We start from the raw sequence: 18,118 nt of genomic DNA, 5'->3' as shown, positions 1-18,118 counted from the left end.
AAGTGAATGGCGCCGGGTACGGCACCGTCAGCGGTGTCGATACCCGGACGCTTCGAGATTTTCGCTACACAGTTCCACTGCCGATCGATAGGAAGGAGCCTGACCATGAATGACTTCGCCATGCACTACGGGCACTGGGGCTGGGTGCTGGTGATGGTATTGATTGCCTCCTGGCTTCTCTACCGCTTTGCCGCCCCACGCAGCTGGCGTGAGTGGACGGGCGCCGGCCTGGTGCAAGCGTTCATCATCGCGTTATACGCCGAGATGTATGGCTTCCCGTTGACCATCTATCTGCTGACGGGGTTTCTGGGCATCGATCTTCCTCTGACGGGCTATTCCGGGCATCTCTGGGCCACCTTGCTGGGCTACGGCAGCCTCGGCGCCACGCTGGAAATGCTGCTGGGCGGAGTATTCATCGTCATTGGTCTGATGCTGTTGATCCGCGGCTGGGTTCAGGTCTACTACGCCAGCCTGGAGGGCCAGTTGGCCACCCAAGGCGTCTACAGTCTGGTCCGTCACCCGCAGTACACAGGGATCATGCTGGCCGTTTTCGGTCAGATCATCCATTGGCCAACGATCATCACCTTGCTGTTGTTTCCGGTGATCGTCTTTGCCTATGTTCACCTGGCCAGGCGGGAAGAATCAGTGTTGACGGCGCGGTTCGGCGAGGCCTATCAAGCCTATCGCCGGCACCTACCGATGTTCTTTCCACGCCAGCAGGAGTGGGGGCGGTTTCTCCACGCACTGTTCTTTCCCCATCCCAAATAGCCGGATGCTGCGGAAAACTTCGTCCCACCTCTGCGCGGGACAACCATGCCGCGTCGCCCCGGCCTTCCTTGCTTGCCTTTGAGCCGCGGCTGCATCACTCCAGAGTCTGACCGGCTTTGGCGATCGCGCTCCAGGTCGTGCCGGCGTCCTTTGATAGATAGACGTCACGTTTGAAGGTCGCCGTCGCCCATTCCTTTGGCTGGACTGGGTTCTGTGCAAGATAGGCGATAGCGTCCTCATCCAGCTCAGGCACGCCGAGCGGGGTAATCTCGCGCGTCTTCAGATCCAGCCTGGATAGCTTGGCCGCGTCGCCGTAGCTACCGAACCATAGGCTGCTGCCATCAAGACTGAAGGTGACGCTCACTACCTGTTCGCCTTCGACGACCGCCCTGAAGCGTTGACCCGCATCGCGCGACAGGTACAGGCCCGCTCCGGTCGCCACCGCGACCAGCCGGTGGTCGCTCGGATGCACCGCCAGTGCGGTCGGCGCCTCGCCAATTCCCTGCGCGGATGCGCGCTGCCAATTGGCTCCATCGTTGCGGCTGTAATACAAGCCCGGGACGCTCATCCGCGAATTCGGACGGGTGTTGTAGACATATAGGGTTGCGCTATCGTAACCGCTGGCCAGCAGGTGGAAGTCCGACTCGCCTTGTAGGCCCAGTTGCTGCCACGTGCGCCCTCCATCGCTGCTCTTGATCACTCCGAACGGATTGACCAGACCGCTGCCGCGGGCTGGGTGGCCGCTGCTGTAGATCGCCTGGCGCGTCACCGAATAGCCCATATAGTCGTGTGCAGGTCCGGGTGCCTTGCTCCAGCGCCCTTGGCTATAGACGGCCAGGCCGTGGTGACTGGGAATGGACAGCTGTTGACCATCCGGGCTGAACGCCAGTCCGTGTACATGTTCTAGGGTGACCGCTGCATCGCCGCAGGCGGCGACAATGGTGACGGCGGCTAGCAGCCCGAGTCTAGCTGCGCCGCGTAGTAGGAATATCAGAGCCATCATCGCGTCTCCAAGTGAGGGCCATCTGTGCCAAGGCCTCTTTCGAAAAAAGAGGCGCCTGATCCAGGCGCCTAGGGCCAACCTCCAAACCAAAGGAGCAACGGGAGGATGGCAGCACAGTTACCCATGGTTGAGTCAAATCACTGATCCGAAAGACTGGCCCGGCGAAAGGATATAGCTCACCGGACCGGCCATTCTTGGCGCTATTACTGCATCGGCTTGATCGACAGAAGCGTCGCCGTCATACCTTCGCTCTTGAACTCGAACATCACCTGTTGGCCGACCTGCACTTGAGCCAGTTGCTCGGGCGTCGCCTTGAAACCCATGGTCATCGCCGGCCACTTCACGGCAGGCACGGGGCCATGGGCGATGGTGACACTGCCTTTCTGACTGTCGATGGCCTTGACGGTGCCGGAAGCCTGGGCGGTTGCCATAGCCCCCGATTGCTCCATCTGCATTTCTTTCATGGGCATCTTGTCCATGGGCATGGCAGGCATTTCGGCGGCAAAGACCGGTTGGCCGAGGACCAGAGTCAGAGCACCTAGGAGGGTGTAGTTCTTCATGCGAGTTTTCCTTCTGCTTGGTTGGGGATGAATTCAGAGGTCTGGCGGCGACGCATCAGTCGATAGGCCGCCGGCAGGACGAACAACGACAACAGCGGCGCGGTGACCATGCCGCCGACCATGGGCGCGGCGATGCGGCTCATCACCTCGCTGCCGGTGCCGCTGTCCAGCAGGATCGGCAGCAGGCCGGCGATGATCACCGCCACGGTCATCGCCTTGGGCCGCACACGCTGCACGGCGCCTTCGCGGATCGCCTCGATAAGCGCACTTTCGTCGGTGCGGCCGGCGTCTTGCCGTTCGTTCCAGGCGTTCTTCAGGTACAGCAGCATGATCACGCCGAACTCGGCGGCGACCCCGGCCAGGGCGATAAAGCCCACCCCGGTGGCCACCGACTGGTTGTAGCCGAGCAGGTAGAGGAACCAGATGCCGCCGACCAGTGCGAAGGGAAGTGTGGCCATGATCAGCAGGGCTTCACTGAAGCGAGCGAACGTCAGGTAGAGCAAGACGAAAATGATCACCAGGGTCGCCGGCACCACCAGTTTGAGCCGGGCATTGGCGCGTTCGAGAAACTCGAACTGCCCGGAGTAGCTCAGGCTCATGCCCGGCTCTAGTTTGACCTGATCATCGATGGCCTGGCGCAGGTCACCCACCACTGAAGCCAGATCACGGCCACGCACGTCGATGTAGACCCAGCCAGACAGACGCGCATTCTCGCTTTTCAACATGGGTGGACCGTCACTGATCCTGATCTGCGCCACAGTGCCAAGGGTGATCTGGCTGCCCTGGGGGGTATAAATCGGCAGCTCACGCAGCCCTGCCAGTGAATCGCGCCACTCGCGCGGATAGCGCAGGCTGATCGGGAAGCGCGCCAGGCCCTCGATGGTCTCGCCGATGTTCGCCCCGCCGATGGCGCCGGCGACGATCGCCTGCACATCGGCGATATTCAGGCCATAGCGCGCCGCCGCTTCGCGGTCGATATCCACATCGACGTAACGCCCGCCGGTCAGGCGCTCGGCCAGGGCGGAACTGACTCCGGGCACGAGTTTGGCGACCCGTTCGACCGCCTGGGTCATCTCGTCGATTTGCGCCAGGTTGCTGCCGGCGACCTTGACGCCGATCGGGCTCTTGATGCCGGTGGCGAGCATGTCGATGCGGTTACGGATCGGCGGAATCCATAGGTTGGCCAATCCTGGCACCTGTACGGTACGGTCCAGTTCCTCCACCAGCTTCTCCGGGGTCATCCCCGGTCGCCACTGCTCGCGCGGCTTGAACTGGATGGTGGTTTCGAACATCTCCAGCGGTGCGGGGTCGGTGGCGGTTTCGGCACGGCCGGCCTTGCCGAACACATGGGCGACTTCCGGCACCGTCTTGATCAGGCGGTCGGTCTGCTGCAGCAGTTGCGCCGCCTTCTGCGCGGACAGCCCCGGTAGCGCGGTGGGCATATAGAGCAGGTCGCCCTCGTCCAGCGGCGGGAGGAACTCGCCACCGAGACGGCTCATCGGCCAGAGCGCGCTGAGCAGAATCAGCACCGCAACCAGCAGGGTGATTTTCGGCCGCCGTAGTACCGCGTCCAAGGCCGGCTGGTAGATGCGAATCAGCCAGCGGTTCAGCGGGTTCTGTTCCTCGTTGGGAATCCGCCCGCGAATCCAATAGCCCATCAGCACCGGCACCAGGGTCACCGACAGGCCGGCGGCGGCCGCCATGGCGTAGGTCTTGGTGAAGGCCAGCGGACCGAACAGGCGGCCTTCCTGGGCCTCCAGGGTGAAAACCGGGATGAACGACAGGGTGATGATCAGCAGGCAGAAGAATAGTGCCGGGCCGACCTCCACCGCCGCCTCGGTGATCACGTGCCAGTGATGTTCGCCCTTGAGGTCCTCGCCCGGGTGTTCCTCGCGCCAGGCCTCGATCTTCTTGTGCGCGTTCTCGATCATCACCACCGCGGCGTCGACCATGGCGCCGATGGCGATGGCGATGCCGCCGAGGGACATGATGTTGGCGTTGATCCCCTGCTGCTGCATGACGATAAAGGCGATCAGCACCCCGACCGGCAGCGAGACGATAGCCACCAGGGATGAGCGCAGGTGCCAGAGAAACAGCGCACAAACCAGGGCGACTACGATGAACTCCTCGATCAGCTTGTGACTGAGGTTTTCTACGGCACGATCGATCAGCTTGCTGCGATCATAGGTGGTAACGATCTCCACCCCCGAGGGCAGGCTCTTGCCCAGTTCGTCAAGCTTGGTCTTGACCGCGGCGATGGCCTCGCGAGCATTCTTGCCGCTGCGCAGGATCACAACGCCGCCGACTACCTCGCCCTCGCCGTCGAGTTCGGCGATGCCGCGACGCATTTCCGGGCCGAGCTGGATATGCGCAACCTCGCCAAGCGTCACCGGCACGCCGCCACTGTCCAGGCGCAGGGGGATGGCGCGAAAGTCATTCAGCGTCTGCAGGTAACCCGAAGCGCGCACCATGAACTCGGTCTCGGCCAGTTCCAGCACCGCACCGCCGGTTTCCTGGTTGGCCCTGGAAATTGCCTCAGCGACCTGCTGCTGGGTGATGCCGCGGCTGGCCAGCTTGATCGGATCGAGCACCACCTGGTACTGCTTGACCATGCCACCGATGGTGGCCACCTCGGCGACATTGGCCAGGGTCTTCAGTTCGAACTTGAGGAACCAGTCCTGTAGCGCCCGCAACTGCGCCAGGTCATGCGTGCCGGTGCGGTCGACCAGGGCGTACTGATAGATCCAGCCCACCCCGGTGGCATCAGGGCCCAGGGCGGGCGCGGCGCCCGCAGGCAGACGGGCCTGCACCTGGCTGAGGTATTCCAGTACCCGCGAACGCGCCCAGTACAGGTCGGTGCCGTTCTCGAACAGCACGTAGACGAAGCTGTCGCCGAAGAAGGAATAACCGCGCACCGTTTTCGCGCCCGGCACCGAGAGCATGGTGGTGGCCAGTGGATAGGTCACCTGATTCTCGACGATCTGCGGCGCCTGCCCCGGGAAGGGCGTGCGGATGATCACCTGCACATCGGAGAGGTCCGGCAGCGCGTCGATGGCGGTGTTCTGCACCGACCAGACACCCCAGCCGACGGCGAACAGGGTGGCCAGCAGCACCAAGAAGCGGTTGGCCACCGACCAGCGGATCAGCTTGGCGATCATGGTTGCACCTCCAGCTTATCCAGCCGCTCGATCAACAGGCCGTCGTCCGTTTCACGCACGCCAACGTGTACCGAGTCCCCTGCCTGTACGCCCTCCAGCAGAGTCGGATCTGCCAACGGAAAGGTCATGGTCATTCCAGGCATGCCGAGGGTCTTGAACGGACCATGGGCCAGGGTGACCGAGTCGTTGTCGATCTCGACCACCTTGCCTTCCGCCTCATGCAGGGCCTGCATCGGCTGAGCGTCGGGTGATGCGAGGTCCTGGGCGAGTACCCCGCGCAGGCTGGCCTCGGAATCGAGCAGGAACTGTCCGGAGGCGACTACCTGCTGACCTTCCTCCAGGCCCTCGACAATTTCCGCCTTGTCAGTCCTTTCCCGTCCAAGACGGACCTCAACCGGTCGATAACGACCCTCGCCTTCGACCAGCATCACCAGGGCACGCCGGCCGGTACGGATTACCGCTTCATTCGGCACGTACAATGCTCTCTGTTCGCTCGGGCGACTCAGCCGAACCTTGGCGGTCATGCCTGGCCGCAGACGGCCCGTCGGGTTATCCAGTTCGACCCGCACGCGCAGCGTGCGGCTATCCAGGTTGGCCTGCGGCAGGAAGGCGCTCACCGTGCCCGCCAGCACTTCACCGGGGAAGGCGGGCAGGTATGCCTCCACCGGCTGGCCGAGCTGTACGCCGCCGGCTTCGGCCTCAGGCACAGCCACGTCGAGCCAGACACTGCTCAGGCCGTTGACTGTGGCCAAGGGTTGGCCAGCGGCCAGGGTCATGCCTTCGCGGACATTGAGTTCCTGCAGCACGCCGGCAATCGGGCTGGTCACCGTCCAGAGGGCCTGGACCTTGCCACTACGCTCGACCCGCTCGATCAATGACTGCGGCATCCCAGCCAGGCGCAGGCGCTGCCGGGCTGCGTCCAACAATGCTCTTTCACCGACCTCGCGCAAGGCCAGGAACTCTTCTTGAACAGCCGCCCATTCGGGTACCAGTAGGTCGGCCAGCGGCGCCCCGGCGGCCAGCAGGTCCTCGGGCGCGCGCCGATACACGCGCTCGACGAAGCCCCCGCTGCGTGCCTGCACCACGGCGACATCGCGGTTATTGAAGGCTAGGTTGCCGACCACTTCCAACTCAGTGACCGAGTGTTCACGGGTGACAGTCGCTAGGCGCATGCCCAGGTTCTGGACGACGCTTGGGTCGATGCTGACCGCGGCACTGTCACTCGCCTCGCCGGCGTAGCGCGGCACCAATTCCATGTCCATGAAGGGAGACTTGCCGGGTTGGTCAAATTTCTGCTGCGGGTACATGGGGTCGTACCAATAGAGCACTTCGCGCTCGTCCGGTGCGGAGGACTCCTGGGCATTGGCCATGCTGGCCCCGGCCTCCACCAGGGGCTGAGCGAACCAGTAGCCGCCCGCTGCACCAATGGCGAGCGCCAAGCCCGTCAGCAACGCGCCTTTCCAGATTCGAGTCTTCATTGGCTACTTTCTCCATAGGCGAAATACAGGCGGGCACTGGTCTGTGCACGTTGCTGTTCAAGGTCGATGTGTTTCAGGCGGGCCTCGATGAGTTCGCGCCGCGCGGCCACTAGCGCCATTAACTCGCCACGGCCGGCGCGGTAGTCCGCCATGGCCAGGCGTACCTTCTCCTCGGCCAGCGGTACCAGGGTTTGTCGGCTGCGCTCCACGGCGCGCTCCAGGCGGCGGTGTTCGGCCAGATCGTCGGCCAGCGCTTGCGCGTGCTCCCGTGTCATGGCTTCGCGCTCGGCTTCCAGGCGCAGCACTTCGGCGCGCTTGGCGGCGATCTTCGGGTCCTGCCGGCTGGCGGTGAACAGGGGTAGGTCGAAGGTGAACTGCACGGAGACCATGTCGCCAAAGGCCTCGCCACGTTTTTGGTAGGCCAGCTCCCAGCTCCAGTCGGGTTTCTTGTCCGCTTCGGCTAGACGCACCTGGGCCTCTGCCTCCTGTATCATCGGCGTGAAGGCCTGCAGCTCAGGGTGACGATCCAAACTGTGGCGGAAATGCAGGTCATCGACTCGCCAGCTCGGCCAAGAGCCGGACAGCGGCTCGACCGCCACCGGCCCGACCCAGCGGCGCAGGGCCGCGCGGGCCTGCGTGCGGTTGCGTTCTAGTTCATCTTCCTGCTCGGCGAGCAGTGCTGCTTCCTGCTTGGGCGCCAAACTGTCAGCCGCCTGGCCACGGCCGCCGGCCAAGCTGGCCTGTACGGCCTTGGCCAGCAGGCGATTCTCGTCGTACAGAGTCTGGAACAGTTGCAGTTTCTGCTCGACCGCGAAGCCGCCGATCCAGGCAAGCGCAGTTTCACGGCGCACCTTGAGGCGTTCGACCCGCTCCAGTGCATCGGCGCTGTCGATGCCCGCCTGGGCAGCCTCGACACGGGCACGGCGCTTGGCTCGGTTGGGAACTTCTTGCATGACCCCGACCATCTGCATGGTCATGAAGTCGCGCGTGAGGCTGCCACGGGCATCGCCCTCGATGGGAAAGTTCTGGATACCTAGGGCAAGCTTGGGGTCCGGTAATTCACCGGCGGGAATGGCGGCCTGCATGGCGGCATCTTGGTTGGCAGCCTGGGCAGCCAGTGACGGTGCCTCGCGCTCCGCCAGGCGCAGGGCTTCGTCCAGGGTAAGGGCGGCGGCCAGGCCGGGCACGGCCAGGGCGCACAGCGTGAGGGCGGCCAGCGAAAGGCGTCCTCCGCAGTAGCGTCGGAGATTCATATTCACGATTCCTGTGGATGATCCGGCGCGTACCCACACGGGCACACGCACACCGTCTCGCCGCCTAAGAGGGGGAAACGGGACTCAAGTCGGCACGGGAATCAGGCGCGGGGGGGACGCCACACCCCAGAGGGGGACGCGGTTGGAAGGAAATCGTGGGTAGGAGTGATTACTACGGAGCGAGAAAACAGAAGAGGCGTCTTGATGACCGAAACCTGCAGCATGCTGCTGCTCTTGCACTCTTGTCCGGTCTTGCAGACTTTGCCGCTGGAGATTTGCTGCTGATGGTCTTCGCAGCAAGAAGCCTGCATATCCTCCATCGAGATGCCGTGCTGTTCCATGGGGCAAGGTTCGGAAAACGCGAGCACACCTGCGACCCCATTCAGGGGAAGGGTCAGGCTGAGCAGCAGGAGCAACAGCAGGTGCAGGCGTCGTTTCATGCGGCGGAGTCTAGCCCAGGTCGATAGGGGGAGCAATTCGTCAGTGTTCCGTTTTGCGGAAAGATCACGGCGCGTCAGTCGGATCACGCTCGATCGGCTTTACCTTCTGCGTGTCATCGCTAGCGGGTGGTCCTTTGTGCATGCCGCGCATGCAGAACAGCATTGACAGCGGACAGAGCAGTAGCAGGAAGATCAGCGCGTTCGCCGCAATCCAGGTTTGAAAAGCCGGGAACAGGACATAGGCAGCCAGCAGAAAGATGCCGGCTCCTATGCCAACCCGAATCGTGGTGGATTTATCGCAGGTCATGATGTTCTCCTTTCATTCAGCTAGTGGGGGGGGCAGATCATCCAGAATCGGCCCCGGTGGTTGCTCAAGGTCGTCGCAATGCTCGGCCAGGTAGCTCAGACTGTCGCGCAGTGCCTGGAGCAAGACAATGCGTGCGTTCAGCGCGTCGATGTAGTGGTGGGCTATGACTTGAACTTCGCTGCTAGGGCGTTGGCGATCCCGCCATAACGCCAGCAAGGCGCGCACCTGCGTCAATGAGAAGCCCAGTTCTCGGGCGTGGTGGATAAAGCGCAAAACCTGTACATCCCTTTCCAGGTAGTCGCGATAGCCAGACCGGGTGCGCCGAGAAGCTGGGACCAGCTCGATGCGTTCGTAATAGCGGATCATTTTGGCGGTCAAGCCGCTGACGTTCGCCGCTGCGCCAATGTTCATGGATGCCTCCTTCTTGCTGAGCCAGCGCCTCCGTCCAGCTCTACCGGTGCCGGCCGCCATCGCTTGAGCAGCAGCGCGTAAGTGACCACCGAGACGCTGGACAATGCCATCGCCGCACCGGCCACCACCGGGCTCAACAGGCCGAAGGCGGCCAGTGGAATGCCGACCAGGTTGTAGACGAAGGCCCAAAACAGGCTCTTCAGAATCCGTCCGTAGGTATGGCGGGAGAGAGCCAAGGCATCCGCCACCAGCGCCGGATCACCGCGCATCAGGGTGATGCCGGCGGTGTGCATGGCTACATCGGTACCGGTCGACATGGCAATGCCAACATCCGCCGCCGCCAGCGCCGGAGCGTCGTTGATGCCGTCGCCGACCATGGCTACCACTGCGCCACCGGTCTTCAGCGCCTGCACCTCCGCGGCCTTGTCGCCGGGCAACACCTCGGCGCGCACCTCGTCGAGGCCGAGCATAGCCGCCACGCTCTCAGCCGCACCGCGGTTGTCGCCGCTGATCATCACGGTCCGTATGCCCAGTCCGCGCAGCCGCGCCACGGCCTGGCGGGCACTCGGCTTCAGCACATCACCGAAGGCGATCAGGCCCAACAGCAGTGGCTGTCCAGTCACGTCGGCGAGCCAGGACACGCTGTTGCCGGCCCGGGCCAGCGTTGCTGCGGACGCCGCCAGCGGTGACAGGTCAACGCCGAGCTCCTGCATCAGTCGTGTGCTGCCCAGGCGCAGCTCTCGCCCTGCGACCAAGGCCGCCAGACCGCGCCCCGGCAACGCCGTGACCTTGGATGCGGGCAATAAATCCGTGCCGTCCTGCTTGGCCTTGTCCAGCAGCGCCTGCGCCAGCGGGTGTTCGCTGCCGGCCTGCGCCGAGGCGGCCTGCAGCAGCAGGCGCGCGCTATCGCCATTCGCCACTTCCAGCGCGGTCACCCTTGGCTTGCCCTGGGTCAGCGTGCCGGTCTTGTCGAAAGCCACCACGCTGACCCGGTGGGCGATCTCCAAGGCTTCCGCGTCCTTGATTAGGATGCCGTGGCGCGCACCGACGCCGGTGCCGACCATGATCACCGTCGGCGTGGCCAGGCCCAGCGCGCAAGGGCAAGCGATGACCAGCACCGCCACCGCGTTGATCAGTGGGCCGGCCACCTCGCCGGTGAGCCACCAGCCGATCAGCAGGGTCATGGCAGCGATCACCAACACCACGGGGACGAAGACGGCGCTAATCCGATCCACCAGGCGCTGGATCGGCGCCTTGGCCGCTTGAGCGTTTTCGACCATGCGGATGATTCGGGCCAGCGTACTTTCCGCGCCGACCGCTGTGGTCTCGACCAGCAACAGTCCTTCGCCGTTGATTGCGCCGCCGGTCACCACATCGCCTTCAGTTTTCGCCACCGGCAGGCTCTCACCGGTCAGCAGCGACTCGTCGAGATGGCTGCGCCCGTCGCGTACCAGACCATCGGCGGGAACTCGCTCGCCCGGCCGTACCACCAGCAAATCACCGACGGCCAAGGTACTCACCGATACCTGATAGTCCACACCCTCACGGCGCACCCGGGCGGTGTCCGGCCGTAGTGCCTGCAGTGCTCGAATGGCGTCTCCAGTGTGGCGCTTGGCACGCGCTTCCAGCCACTTGCCGAGCAGGACCAGGGTGATCACCACCGCGGAAGCCTCGAAATAGAGGTGCGGGACGCCGGGGCCGGCATGCGTCGCCATCAGATAGACCGACAGCCCGTAGCCGGCACTGGTACCGAGCGCCACCAGCAGGTCCATATTGCCGCTGCCGGCGCGCAATGCTCGCCAACCGGCCCGATAGAAACGTGCCCCCAGCCAGAACTGCACCGGCGTGGCCAACAGCAGTTGTATCCAGCCCGGCAGGCTCCAGCGCGCGCCCAGCAACACGGCGAGCATCTGCACCACCAGCGGCAGGGACAGCACGGCGGCCAGTGCCACCGGCCACCAGTCGCGAGACGGCGGCGCGGCGGCGGCCTCTTTGGCTGCCGGCACACCGGCCTCGTACCCGGCGGCCGCAACCGCCTGGATCAGCGCCGCCGGCGCTACCGCACCGGACACCACCCGGACCCGGGCCGCCTCGCTGGCCAGATTCACCGTGGCCGCCAGCACGCCCGGCACCTTCAGCAGGGCCTTCTCGACCCGGCCGACGCAGGAAGCGCAGGTCATACCGCCGATGACCAGGTCCAGTTGCTCTTCCTTCACGCGGTAACCCGCGCCTTCGACCGCCTCTAGCAGGGGAGCCAAATCGGCATCGGCTTCTACCATAACCGCTTCGCTGGCCAGATTGACCCTGGCGGCGGAAACCCTGGGTACTTGAGTCAATGCCTTCTCGATCCGTGCCACGCAGGAGGCACAGGTCATGCCTTCTACGCCAAACGTCCATTGCCGAACAAGGCCGGCGTGCGCAGCAGCAGTGGTTTCGGGGAATGCGCGGGTCATTGCCAACCTCCACGATTATCTCGTTATTGAGAGGTTGGACCTTACCGTTGGGGCAAGGTCAAGCAGTAAGGTGGCGACCATCCGAGAGTTTGGGATGATCACAAATCTGGGAGCACTACGCGGAGCTCCACGAGCAGAAGCGCTAATTCTGTGAGATCAGCTGCGCTCAAGAAGGCAAAGGCCATTGAATAACGGAGGCTGTGATGGAATGAATACCCAACTAAGCCCTTAATCTATCGTGAGGGGCGTTCCGACCGACTGACCTTCAGCTTACGGGGGCCGTAGAGCTAAGGTGGATCGGCGGTCTACCGGGGCTGCCAGGCCACCTACAATACATGATCAGGTGCAAGACCGAGCAAGGGGACGATCCCTGCTTGGGCTGATTGCACCCACTCAGAGAGGGCCTCAAGATCCTGTTGTAGCGACTCGGCTTCCGACCAGATGCAGGCATTCTCAGTCGGCACTGTCAGTGCCGAGCCCTCTACGAGAGTAAGAGCCATTGCGTGAAGCTTCAGCAACTCATCACGGACGGCCACAATTTCACCCAGATTGGCCAGACAGGCATCCAGTCGGTCAACCAATCGCAGAAGTTGGGAGGTGTCGAAGTCCTCTCGCAGCTTTTCCAGGGCCACAGCATCCACTTCGCCGTAGGGGGTAATGTGAAAAGACGCCGGTGGAATCTCGATCATGTTGCCTCCTCGGCATCGGCCCTGCTGGCCGTGTTGACTCGCAGCGAGCCGGCGGCTTGTTGAAACACCGAATCCTTGATCCAGGGTTCTGGTGGCCGGTTGAGCTTGAGGTTGAATTCGCCGAAGCGTTTGACGTTGCTGGTCAGGTAGGGACTGAGGAAAGACACGTCTTCATCGGTGAACTGCCAGCCCTCGCGGGCCAGCTTCTGCAGGATGCGCATCATATCCACAGTGTTCTGCAAGATCACCGACGAGGCCACCATGTCGTTGTAGCGCAGCCGCTTCTGCTGCTCGTCCGGATCGTTCTCAGCAATCACATCGCCGCCGAAGGACAACCACTTGGAGAATCCGTTGTAAGACTCGATCTTGTTGGTGTTCGCGGTGACCTCCTGGCGCAACTCGCGACTGCCGATCCAGTTGAGCAGGAAGATTGTACGGATCACGCTGCCCAGTGCCTGTGCCGCATGGTAGAGCTTGTTGCGCCGGCTGTAGGAGCCGAGTTTGCGCAGCAGCATAGGTGAGGATATTTTGCCGGCCTGGATCGATAGCGCGACCTGCATCAGATCCTGCCAATGGGTTTCGATCAGGTTCCAGTCGGCAGTGTCAGTGAACAGGCGGTTGATATGCTTGTACGAAGCACCGCGATCCGGCCGGCACATCACTAGGTCGCGCCAGTTGCGAATACGTGGCATCAGGTTGATGCCCAACAGATGGGTGAAGGCAAACACCGTGGCCGACTGCCCTTGGGTATCGGAGTACACCGTGTCAGCCTCGACGCTAAGATCAGCCTTGAGCAGCCCCTCAATCACGTAGATCGCCTCCCAGATGCCCGGCGGGATGAAGTGCTGGAACACTGCGATGTAGTTGTTGGCCACGTGCCGATAGGCCACGGCTCCCATCTTGCGGTAGCGGAAGTGATAGCCGGCCAGCAGGTTGTCGTCATAGAAGTCAAACTGCGTACCGTCCGCGGCCACCGCTTTGCCGTCGCCCCAGAGCTTGGGCAGGTCGAGCTGCAGGTAGAGTTCCACCAGCTCGCGGTTAGCTTTGTCCAACTTCTCCAGCGAGAGGTGACGGCGATTGGTATAGGAGAGCATGTGCGGCGTGACATTACCGGCCAGATGCCGCGCGGCCTGGTTAGGGCCTAGGTTGCAGCCCATGGCGAAGATCGTCATCAGGTAGCGCTCGGCAGGCTCTTTGAGCTTCGGCTCGTTACCGGACATCGGCCCGAAATGCCGTGTGAACTGAATCCAATGCTCGATGTTAGCCATGATGTCGAGCACATGCCTGGCCGGCATGCGCTGCATGAGCGCTGTCTGCAGCGAGATAGCCGAAGGCGGGATGTCCCGCGCGATTACTCGGCGCAGCACCGGCTCGCCGGCTTCATTGATCGATACGTCACCTCGGCAGGAGGGGAATTTTTCATCCAGCTGCTGCGCGGTTTCCTCCAACTGGGTTTTGAGGGAGGCAACAAACTCCTTCGCCGTACCAGGAAGCCCCACCTTTTCGCAGTAAGCTGGTAGTTGCTGGAGACATTCTTCCCAGGGCAGCAACTGTTTGCGGTAGTCAGCGAAAGATTCCGACCCCAGCACGCACATGTCGCCGGAGCGCAGCTCGCTGGCCAGGTAGGAGAATACGCAGACTTCCAGATAGCGCCGGTTGGTCGGTGGTCCCTCACTGGTAGGACGACGAACGACCTTGATCCAGCGCTCCGAGGCAAACGACAAGTCGACGTGCTCGCCGATCCATTCGCGGTGTAGATTTTCGCAGTCCTGGATGAGCAGAAGCGCCTGGATCAGTGATCGATCCTGAGTCGTGGGTTCCAGTTGGAGAAGGTGGCTGAGACGGAACAGCAGCGAACGATGGGACTTGAAGTGCTTCCAGATCAGCGGCAGGTAGTTATTGCCGCCGGTAGCTTGGACTTCGGCGCAAGTCTCACGCAACCGATCCAGATTGCCATCGGGGGAGAGGTATTCCCGAATCAGGCTGCCAGCTTCCTGGTCATCCGGTTCTTGAACCAGAATCTGCACCACGCCGTCCAGGGTAGCCGCCAGTTGCTCCAGCTTCTGGCGTTGCCGCGCATGGATTTGCTCCAACTCTTCCTTGGCGCGTTTGTGGATCGTCGATATTCGTCGGATGAACATCTCGGCCAGGTGATCCCGAGTTCGCACTCGCATTCGATAGATCAGGGCCAGCATCAGTGTGTAGCGTTTCGGCAGCGAACAGTCCTTCAGCTCGGAGACGTCCGACGCAGCAGCTTGGGCAGCAAAGTGGCGGATCTTGGCATCGACGATCCCGTCAAAAATGGCTTCCAGGTCCCCAAAGCTCTCTAGCCAGGCCAAGTGATCGATCAGCACTTCCAGGTGCTTGCGAGATGGCTTCTTGGGCGCCTGTTTCAGTGCATTGAAGTCGCTTTGGCGTCGACCGAAGTCAGTGTCGAGCAGCTCCTTTAGCTTATGGATCACCTCGATTGGCGTTCTGGTTACCACAAGGTTGAATATTGCCTCTTGGGATTCGGTATGAATCCGCTCAGCGAGATCATTCAGGGTCGAATACGCAGGTAGCTCATAATCCTGGCGGATCAGTTCTTCAATCACCGAGTTAATGATGTCGGCACGCTGATCAAGCACGAACGACATTTCTTTGGCATGGCGCTCAGCAACCTCGATAGCATCTGAGCCATAAAATGCAGTCACGCCGAGACGAGCTCGGATGGCGTTCATATGGCGATATTGCTGAAACCACTTGTACTCAGCGAATTTCACCTTGCTACGCTGGCCCAACTCTCCACGAATGAACGCCACCAGTTGATCAGGCACGTCGGTGATATCAGGGAAATATCGAAGTACCTGAAAGGTCTTGAGGAGAACGGCGAGATTGAGGTGAAAGGGGGCCTTGGACTTGCTTCGTACCCACTTAATCTCATCATCGGAAAAGGAGAAATCACGCTGCAGCTCAGCTTTTGAATACGTCTTTGACAGAGTGGGGTACGCCGTGCGCTCTAATGAAGCCATAGAACCTCCTTTTCTGAGGAGTCAGAAAAGATAGTCCACGATCAGAGACTGTGCGCGCGATTTGAAAAACCATTCAGGATCAACCGCTTAAAAGCGAAGTGAGTGAATTTTCCCTTTATCTCGGCATGACCCGCTGTAGGGCTTTTGGTTTCGTAGGGAGGAGAATGTGGCTGCCAGGTTGGTATTGGTTCAAACGTCTAATCCAGTTGCCGTTGCAAGCTACCGGGGCAGGGCGCGTACACGTTTCTAGTGTTGCGTCACGGGCTCTGCATCATGAATGGGGGCTTCACGGGCCTTCAGCATTCCACCTTTACGACCGTTGAAGTGAGCGGTTATCTCTGCCAAAAGAGACAACGCTATAACCTCAGGGGTATCCCCACCTATATCCAACCCCATCGGATAGTGAAGTTGCTCGAATGCCGGTTGTGAGTGACTGTTGGGTATCTCAGCGAGCATTCGCTCTGTGCGGCTACGTGGCCCCAACTGACCTACATAAGAGGGGCCCTGATTTAGGCTCTGAGCCAGCCAGTGACGATCTTGTAAGTAACTGTGAGACATGATGACCACAGCAGCATTCGTTATCAGCTCGCTAGGAACCTGACCAAATTCCAGCGATAAATGCATATACGTAATTTAACAAGTGGGCGATGTCAGATGTTCATAAGACGCTCTCCAGCGCACTGCACTTGGCTCAATAGCATCAAAACGAATGCGATTGTTCATAGATCCATGTTTATTGACGAGATTTTCCGCTCGTCTGGTCGATGCGAACTTTGGCAGCTCCTCAGCGGTGAGGACGCTGCGGTACCGGGCAGGGAGTCGCATTGGGGGCTTGCCATCACAAAATTCCTTTCCGTAGATGGCTGGGAACCCTACCGAATTTCAATTTTCGAAGGGCGTCGATTGGTTTCTTGGGGTTTCGTAAAGTCCCATTCGTTTCGTATGACGGATTAGCCCCTAAAATACGCAGGTGACTCTACTTCACATAGGCATCTGCCACCCAGACTTCACCCATCGGAACTTTGGCTCTTGAACCTTCGGCCCGCCGAAGTCTTCACCTTCAATCTTGAAGCACCTGGCCATCAGATCCCGCCCCCCCCCCAAGCGCTCCATGGCAGTGAGTTCCTTGGTGATGTCCTTGACAACCGTTGTAAACGCCTTAGTCGATTCTGACTTCAAGAACTCGGGAGTGGAGAGAGCGAAATCCCGGTCGGGTAACGAAACCCCAAATAGACTAGTAACAGAGCTTGCCGCCTTGATTAGAAAGCTCCCCTGGATACCTTGGGCAGACCTGAGACCGTAGCTGCGTTTAAGGTCGCCGCAAATCTTGTCGACATCATCCATGAGCTTGGTGATGCGCTTGTTTCCACTCGCGAGCCCTTGCTCGTCGAAGGCAACTCGAATGGCCTTTAGGGTTTCACGCATCGTTACGAAATGGTCTTCGCTGCGGATCTGTCGAGCTGCCTCGATCGCACTGGAAACGCTTCCGGCGGATTGAGTCAGCCATGCCGAAAACAAGGGCAGGTCCAAAGCAACGGTCTGAGTTGCTCCGTGCGACCGGATTTCCGAAATGCTCGTACTGGTTTTGTCCGAGAGGTTTGCCAGGAGGCGGGCGGTGAAGTCATGGCCGAAGGCGCCGGATTTCTTCATCCAGTGCACTTGATAGGCATGCCTGATGGGATGAATGAATGAGTCTGCTTTCAGGTGTTTGGCTGCAGTCGTGTAATAAATTGATTTGTACGCGAGCCAGTTCAGCGAGGCGACGAACATCTCGAGTTGCTTGGTGGGACCTCCATAGGCACCAGGATACTCTCTAGTGAACTCTGACTTGCTGAATTCGTGGCCATCCGAACCCACTAGCTTGACATCTTTCGACCAACGTCCGCGCGTTTCACTGGCATCGCTTAACTCTGCGAAGATTGCTGCGCTTAGGGCACTGTATTTGCCATAGTCGTCGGACGCACGGTAGCCCAGCATCCTCATGGTTAGGTAATACACACTGGAGGCTTGATCCCAGGTGCAGACCATGTTCATTTTCAGTTGCTCCAAAAGGGCACTAAAGTCCTCATCCACGAACTCGCCGCCGCGAATTTCAGGACGAATCAGTGATGCTTCTTTTTGAGCGAGCGTATCAACCCCGTCCAGCCCGAACTCGGAAGGCGACAAGAACCTGAGGTAGGGGAATTGTTGCTTGCGGCTTTCTCTGTGATCTGCTTTGTAGTTGTCTATGCAGAGGAGGTCGTCGTAAAAGAGGTTGCCTTGCAGGAAATTCTCTAACGCGCACAGGTCTCCATTGATCGTATCGCTGGTCTTGACCGCAACCGCGCCGGTGGCGCGCTGGACGGCAGTGAGGGTGGCGTTGTCTATCAGTGCGTAGGTCATGTATTCATTGCCCATCCTAGTGTGGCTGAGACTATAACCACTGAGATTGGATGGTGGCTATATTCGACGGGCAGTCTTCGCGAACCATGGAGCATGGTCTTGGCGCAGGTGAAGCGCCTTATTCGACTGCACGCTCATTGGCGCAGTTCATACGCGCTTGAGCGTGTAATCAAGTGGATGGGCTCGACTATGCTGGGCCATTCAC

At 60.9% G+C, this 18,118-nt stretch carries 14 protein-coding genes; 1 reads left to right on the top strand and 13 read right to left on the bottom strand.

Features of this window, described 5'->3' with window-relative positions; all coding sequences use genetic code 11:
- Positions 1 to 105: 105 nt before the first annotated feature.
- On the top strand, positions 106 to 768 hold the full coding sequence (locus ACDI39_RS03910) for a methyltransferase family protein (protein ID WP_058198918.1): 663 nt from the start codon (positions 106 to 108) through the stop codon (positions 766 to 768).
- Positions 769 to 862: 94 nt separating this feature from the next.
- On the opposite strand, the gene ACDI39_RS03905 is transcribed toward ACDI39_RS03910, so the two are convergent.
- The 13 genes from ACDI39_RS03905 to ACDI39_RS03845 form a co-directional block, all read right to left on the bottom strand.
- Positions 863 to 1,768, bottom strand: a complete 906-nt coding sequence (locus ACDI39_RS03905) for a F510_1955 family glycosylhydrolase (protein ID WP_031275450.1) — start codon at positions 1,766 to 1,768, stop codon at positions 863 to 865.
- A 206-nt stretch (positions 1,769 to 1,974) separates the two neighbouring features.
- Positions 1,975 to 2,331 (bottom strand): copper-binding protein, encoded by a 357-nt coding sequence (locus tag ACDI39_RS03900; protein WP_003131925.1) that lies wholly within the window; start codon positions 2,329 to 2,331, stop codon positions 1,975 to 1,977.
- Positions 2,328 to 5,489, bottom strand: coding sequence for an efflux RND transporter permease subunit (locus ACDI39_RS03895; protein WP_058148348.1), 3,162 nt, complete (start codon positions 5,487 to 5,489; stop codon positions 2,328 to 2,330). Before ACDI39_RS03895 ends, ACDI39_RS03900 begins: the two co-directional genes overlap by 4 nt.
- Entirely contained in the window at positions 5,486 to 6,967 is a 1,482-nt protein-coding gene (locus ACDI39_RS03890) for an efflux RND transporter periplasmic adaptor subunit (RefSeq protein WP_058198919.1), read from the bottom strand. The genes ACDI39_RS03895 and ACDI39_RS03890 overlap by 4 nt, the downstream gene beginning before the upstream one ends.
- Positions 6,964 to 8,220 carry a TolC family protein gene (locus tag ACDI39_RS03885; protein WP_148077475.1) on the bottom strand — a complete coding sequence of 419 codons (1,257 nt, stop codon included), beginning with the start codon at positions 8,218 to 8,220 and terminating at the stop codon, positions 6,964 to 6,966. The genes ACDI39_RS03890 and ACDI39_RS03885 overlap by 4 nt, the downstream gene beginning before the upstream one ends.
- Positions 8,221 to 8,321: 101 nt before the next feature.
- On the bottom strand, positions 8,322 to 8,660 hold the full coding sequence (locus ACDI39_RS03880; RefSeq protein ID WP_088352262.1) for a hypothetical protein: 339 nt from the start codon (positions 8,658 to 8,660) through the stop codon (positions 8,322 to 8,324).
- Between the two features lie 64 nt (positions 8,661 to 8,724).
- On the bottom strand, positions 8,725 to 8,967 hold the full coding sequence (locus ACDI39_RS03875) for a DUF2933 domain-containing protein (protein ID WP_088352263.1): 243 nt from the start codon (positions 8,965 to 8,967) through the stop codon (positions 8,725 to 8,727).
- A 12-nt stretch (positions 8,968 to 8,979) separates the two neighbouring features.
- The gene (locus tag ACDI39_RS03870) at positions 8,980 to 9,378 is read right to left on the bottom strand and encodes a MerR family DNA-binding protein (protein WP_003131920.1); all 399 of its coding nucleotides are present in this window, start codon (positions 9,376 to 9,378) and stop codon (positions 8,980 to 8,982) included.
- The gene (locus ACDI39_RS03865) at positions 9,375 to 11,831 is read right to left on the bottom strand and encodes a heavy metal translocating P-type ATPase (RefSeq protein ID WP_003131918.1); all 2,457 of its coding nucleotides are present in this window, start codon (positions 11,829 to 11,831) and stop codon (positions 9,375 to 9,377) included. The genes ACDI39_RS03870 and ACDI39_RS03865 overlap by 4 nt, the downstream gene beginning before the upstream one ends.
- Positions 11,832 to 12,157: 326 nt before the next feature.
- Complete coding sequence (tnpC, locus tag ACDI39_RS03860) at positions 12,158 to 12,520, bottom strand: Tn3 family transposase post-transcriptional regulator TnpC (RefSeq protein WP_023911045.1); 363 nt, start codon at positions 12,518 to 12,520, stop codon at positions 12,158 to 12,160.
- Positions 12,517 to 15,531 (bottom strand): Tn3 family transposase, encoded by a 3,015-nt coding sequence (locus ACDI39_RS03855; RefSeq protein ID WP_042933573.1) that lies wholly within the window; start codon positions 15,529 to 15,531, stop codon positions 12,517 to 12,519. The genes tnpC and ACDI39_RS03855 overlap by 4 nt, the downstream gene beginning before the upstream one ends.
- 246 nt (positions 15,532 to 15,777) lie before the next feature.
- Entirely contained in the window at positions 15,778 to 16,089 is a 312-nt protein-coding gene (locus ACDI39_RS03850) for an XdhC family protein (protein WP_486538947.1), read from the bottom strand.
- 423 nt (positions 16,090 to 16,512) lie between these two features.
- Positions 16,513 to 17,913, bottom strand: coding sequence for a hypothetical protein (locus tag ACDI39_RS03845; RefSeq protein ID WP_486537697.1), 1,401 nt, complete (start codon positions 17,911 to 17,913; stop codon positions 16,513 to 16,515).
- Positions 17,914 to 18,118: the final 205 nt, after the last annotated feature.

Source organism: Pseudomonas sp. Tun-23181, from assembly GCF_057415455.1.
Note: the sequence above shows the minus strand (reverse complement) of the source record. Positions and strands in the feature narration are given on the sequence as shown.

Excerpts from the sequence above, each read along its gene's own strand:
- ACDI39_RS03910 (WP_058198918.1), top strand. The coding sequence starts at position 106 with ATGAATGACTTCGCCATGCACTACGGGCACTGGGGCTGGGTGCTGGTG.
- ACDI39_RS03905 (WP_031275450.1), bottom strand. The coding sequence starts at position 1,768 with ATGGCTCTGATATTCCTACTACGCGGCGCAGCTAGACTCGGGCTGCTA.
- ACDI39_RS03900 (WP_003131925.1), bottom strand. The coding sequence starts at position 2,331 with ATGAAGAACTACACCCTCCTAGGTGCTCTGACTCTGGTCCTCGGCCAA.
- ACDI39_RS03895 (WP_058148348.1), bottom strand. The coding sequence starts at position 5,489 with ATGATCGCCAAGCTGATCCGCTGGTCGGTGGCCAACCGCTTCTTGGTG.
- ACDI39_RS03890 (WP_058198919.1), bottom strand. The coding sequence starts at position 6,967 with ATGAAGACTCGAATCTGGAAAGGCGCGTTGCTGACGGGCTTGGCGCTC.
- ACDI39_RS03885 (WP_148077475.1), bottom strand. The coding sequence starts at position 8,220 with ATGAATCTCCGACGCTACTGCGGAGGACGCCTTTCGCTGGCCGCCCTC.
- ACDI39_RS03880 (WP_088352262.1), bottom strand. The coding sequence starts at position 8,660 with ATGAAACGACGCCTGCACCTGCTGTTGCTCCTGCTGCTCAGCCTGACC.
- ACDI39_RS03875 (WP_088352263.1), bottom strand. The coding sequence starts at position 8,967 with ATGACCTGCGATAAATCCACCACGATTCGGGTTGGCATAGGAGCCGGC.
- ACDI39_RS03870 (WP_003131920.1), bottom strand. The coding sequence starts at position 9,378 with ATGAACATTGGCGCAGCGGCGAACGTCAGCGGCTTGACCGCCAAAATG.
- ACDI39_RS03865 (WP_003131918.1), bottom strand. The coding sequence starts at position 11,831 with ATGACCCGCGCATTCCCCGAAACCACTGCTGCTGCGCACGCCGGCCTT.
- tnpC (WP_023911045.1), bottom strand. The coding sequence starts at position 12,520 with ATGATCGAGATTCCACCGGCGTCTTTTCACATTACCCCCTACGGCGAA.
- ACDI39_RS03855 (WP_042933573.1), bottom strand. The coding sequence starts at position 15,531 with ATGGCTTCATTAGAGCGCACGGCGTACCCCACTCTGTCAAAGACGTAT.
- ACDI39_RS03850 (WP_486538947.1), bottom strand. The coding sequence starts at position 16,089 with ATGTCTCACAGTTACTTACAAGATCGTCACTGGCTGGCTCAGAGCCTA.
- ACDI39_RS03845 (WP_486537697.1), bottom strand. The coding sequence starts at position 17,913 with ATGACCTACGCACTGATAGACAACGCCACCCTCACTGCCGTCCAGCGC.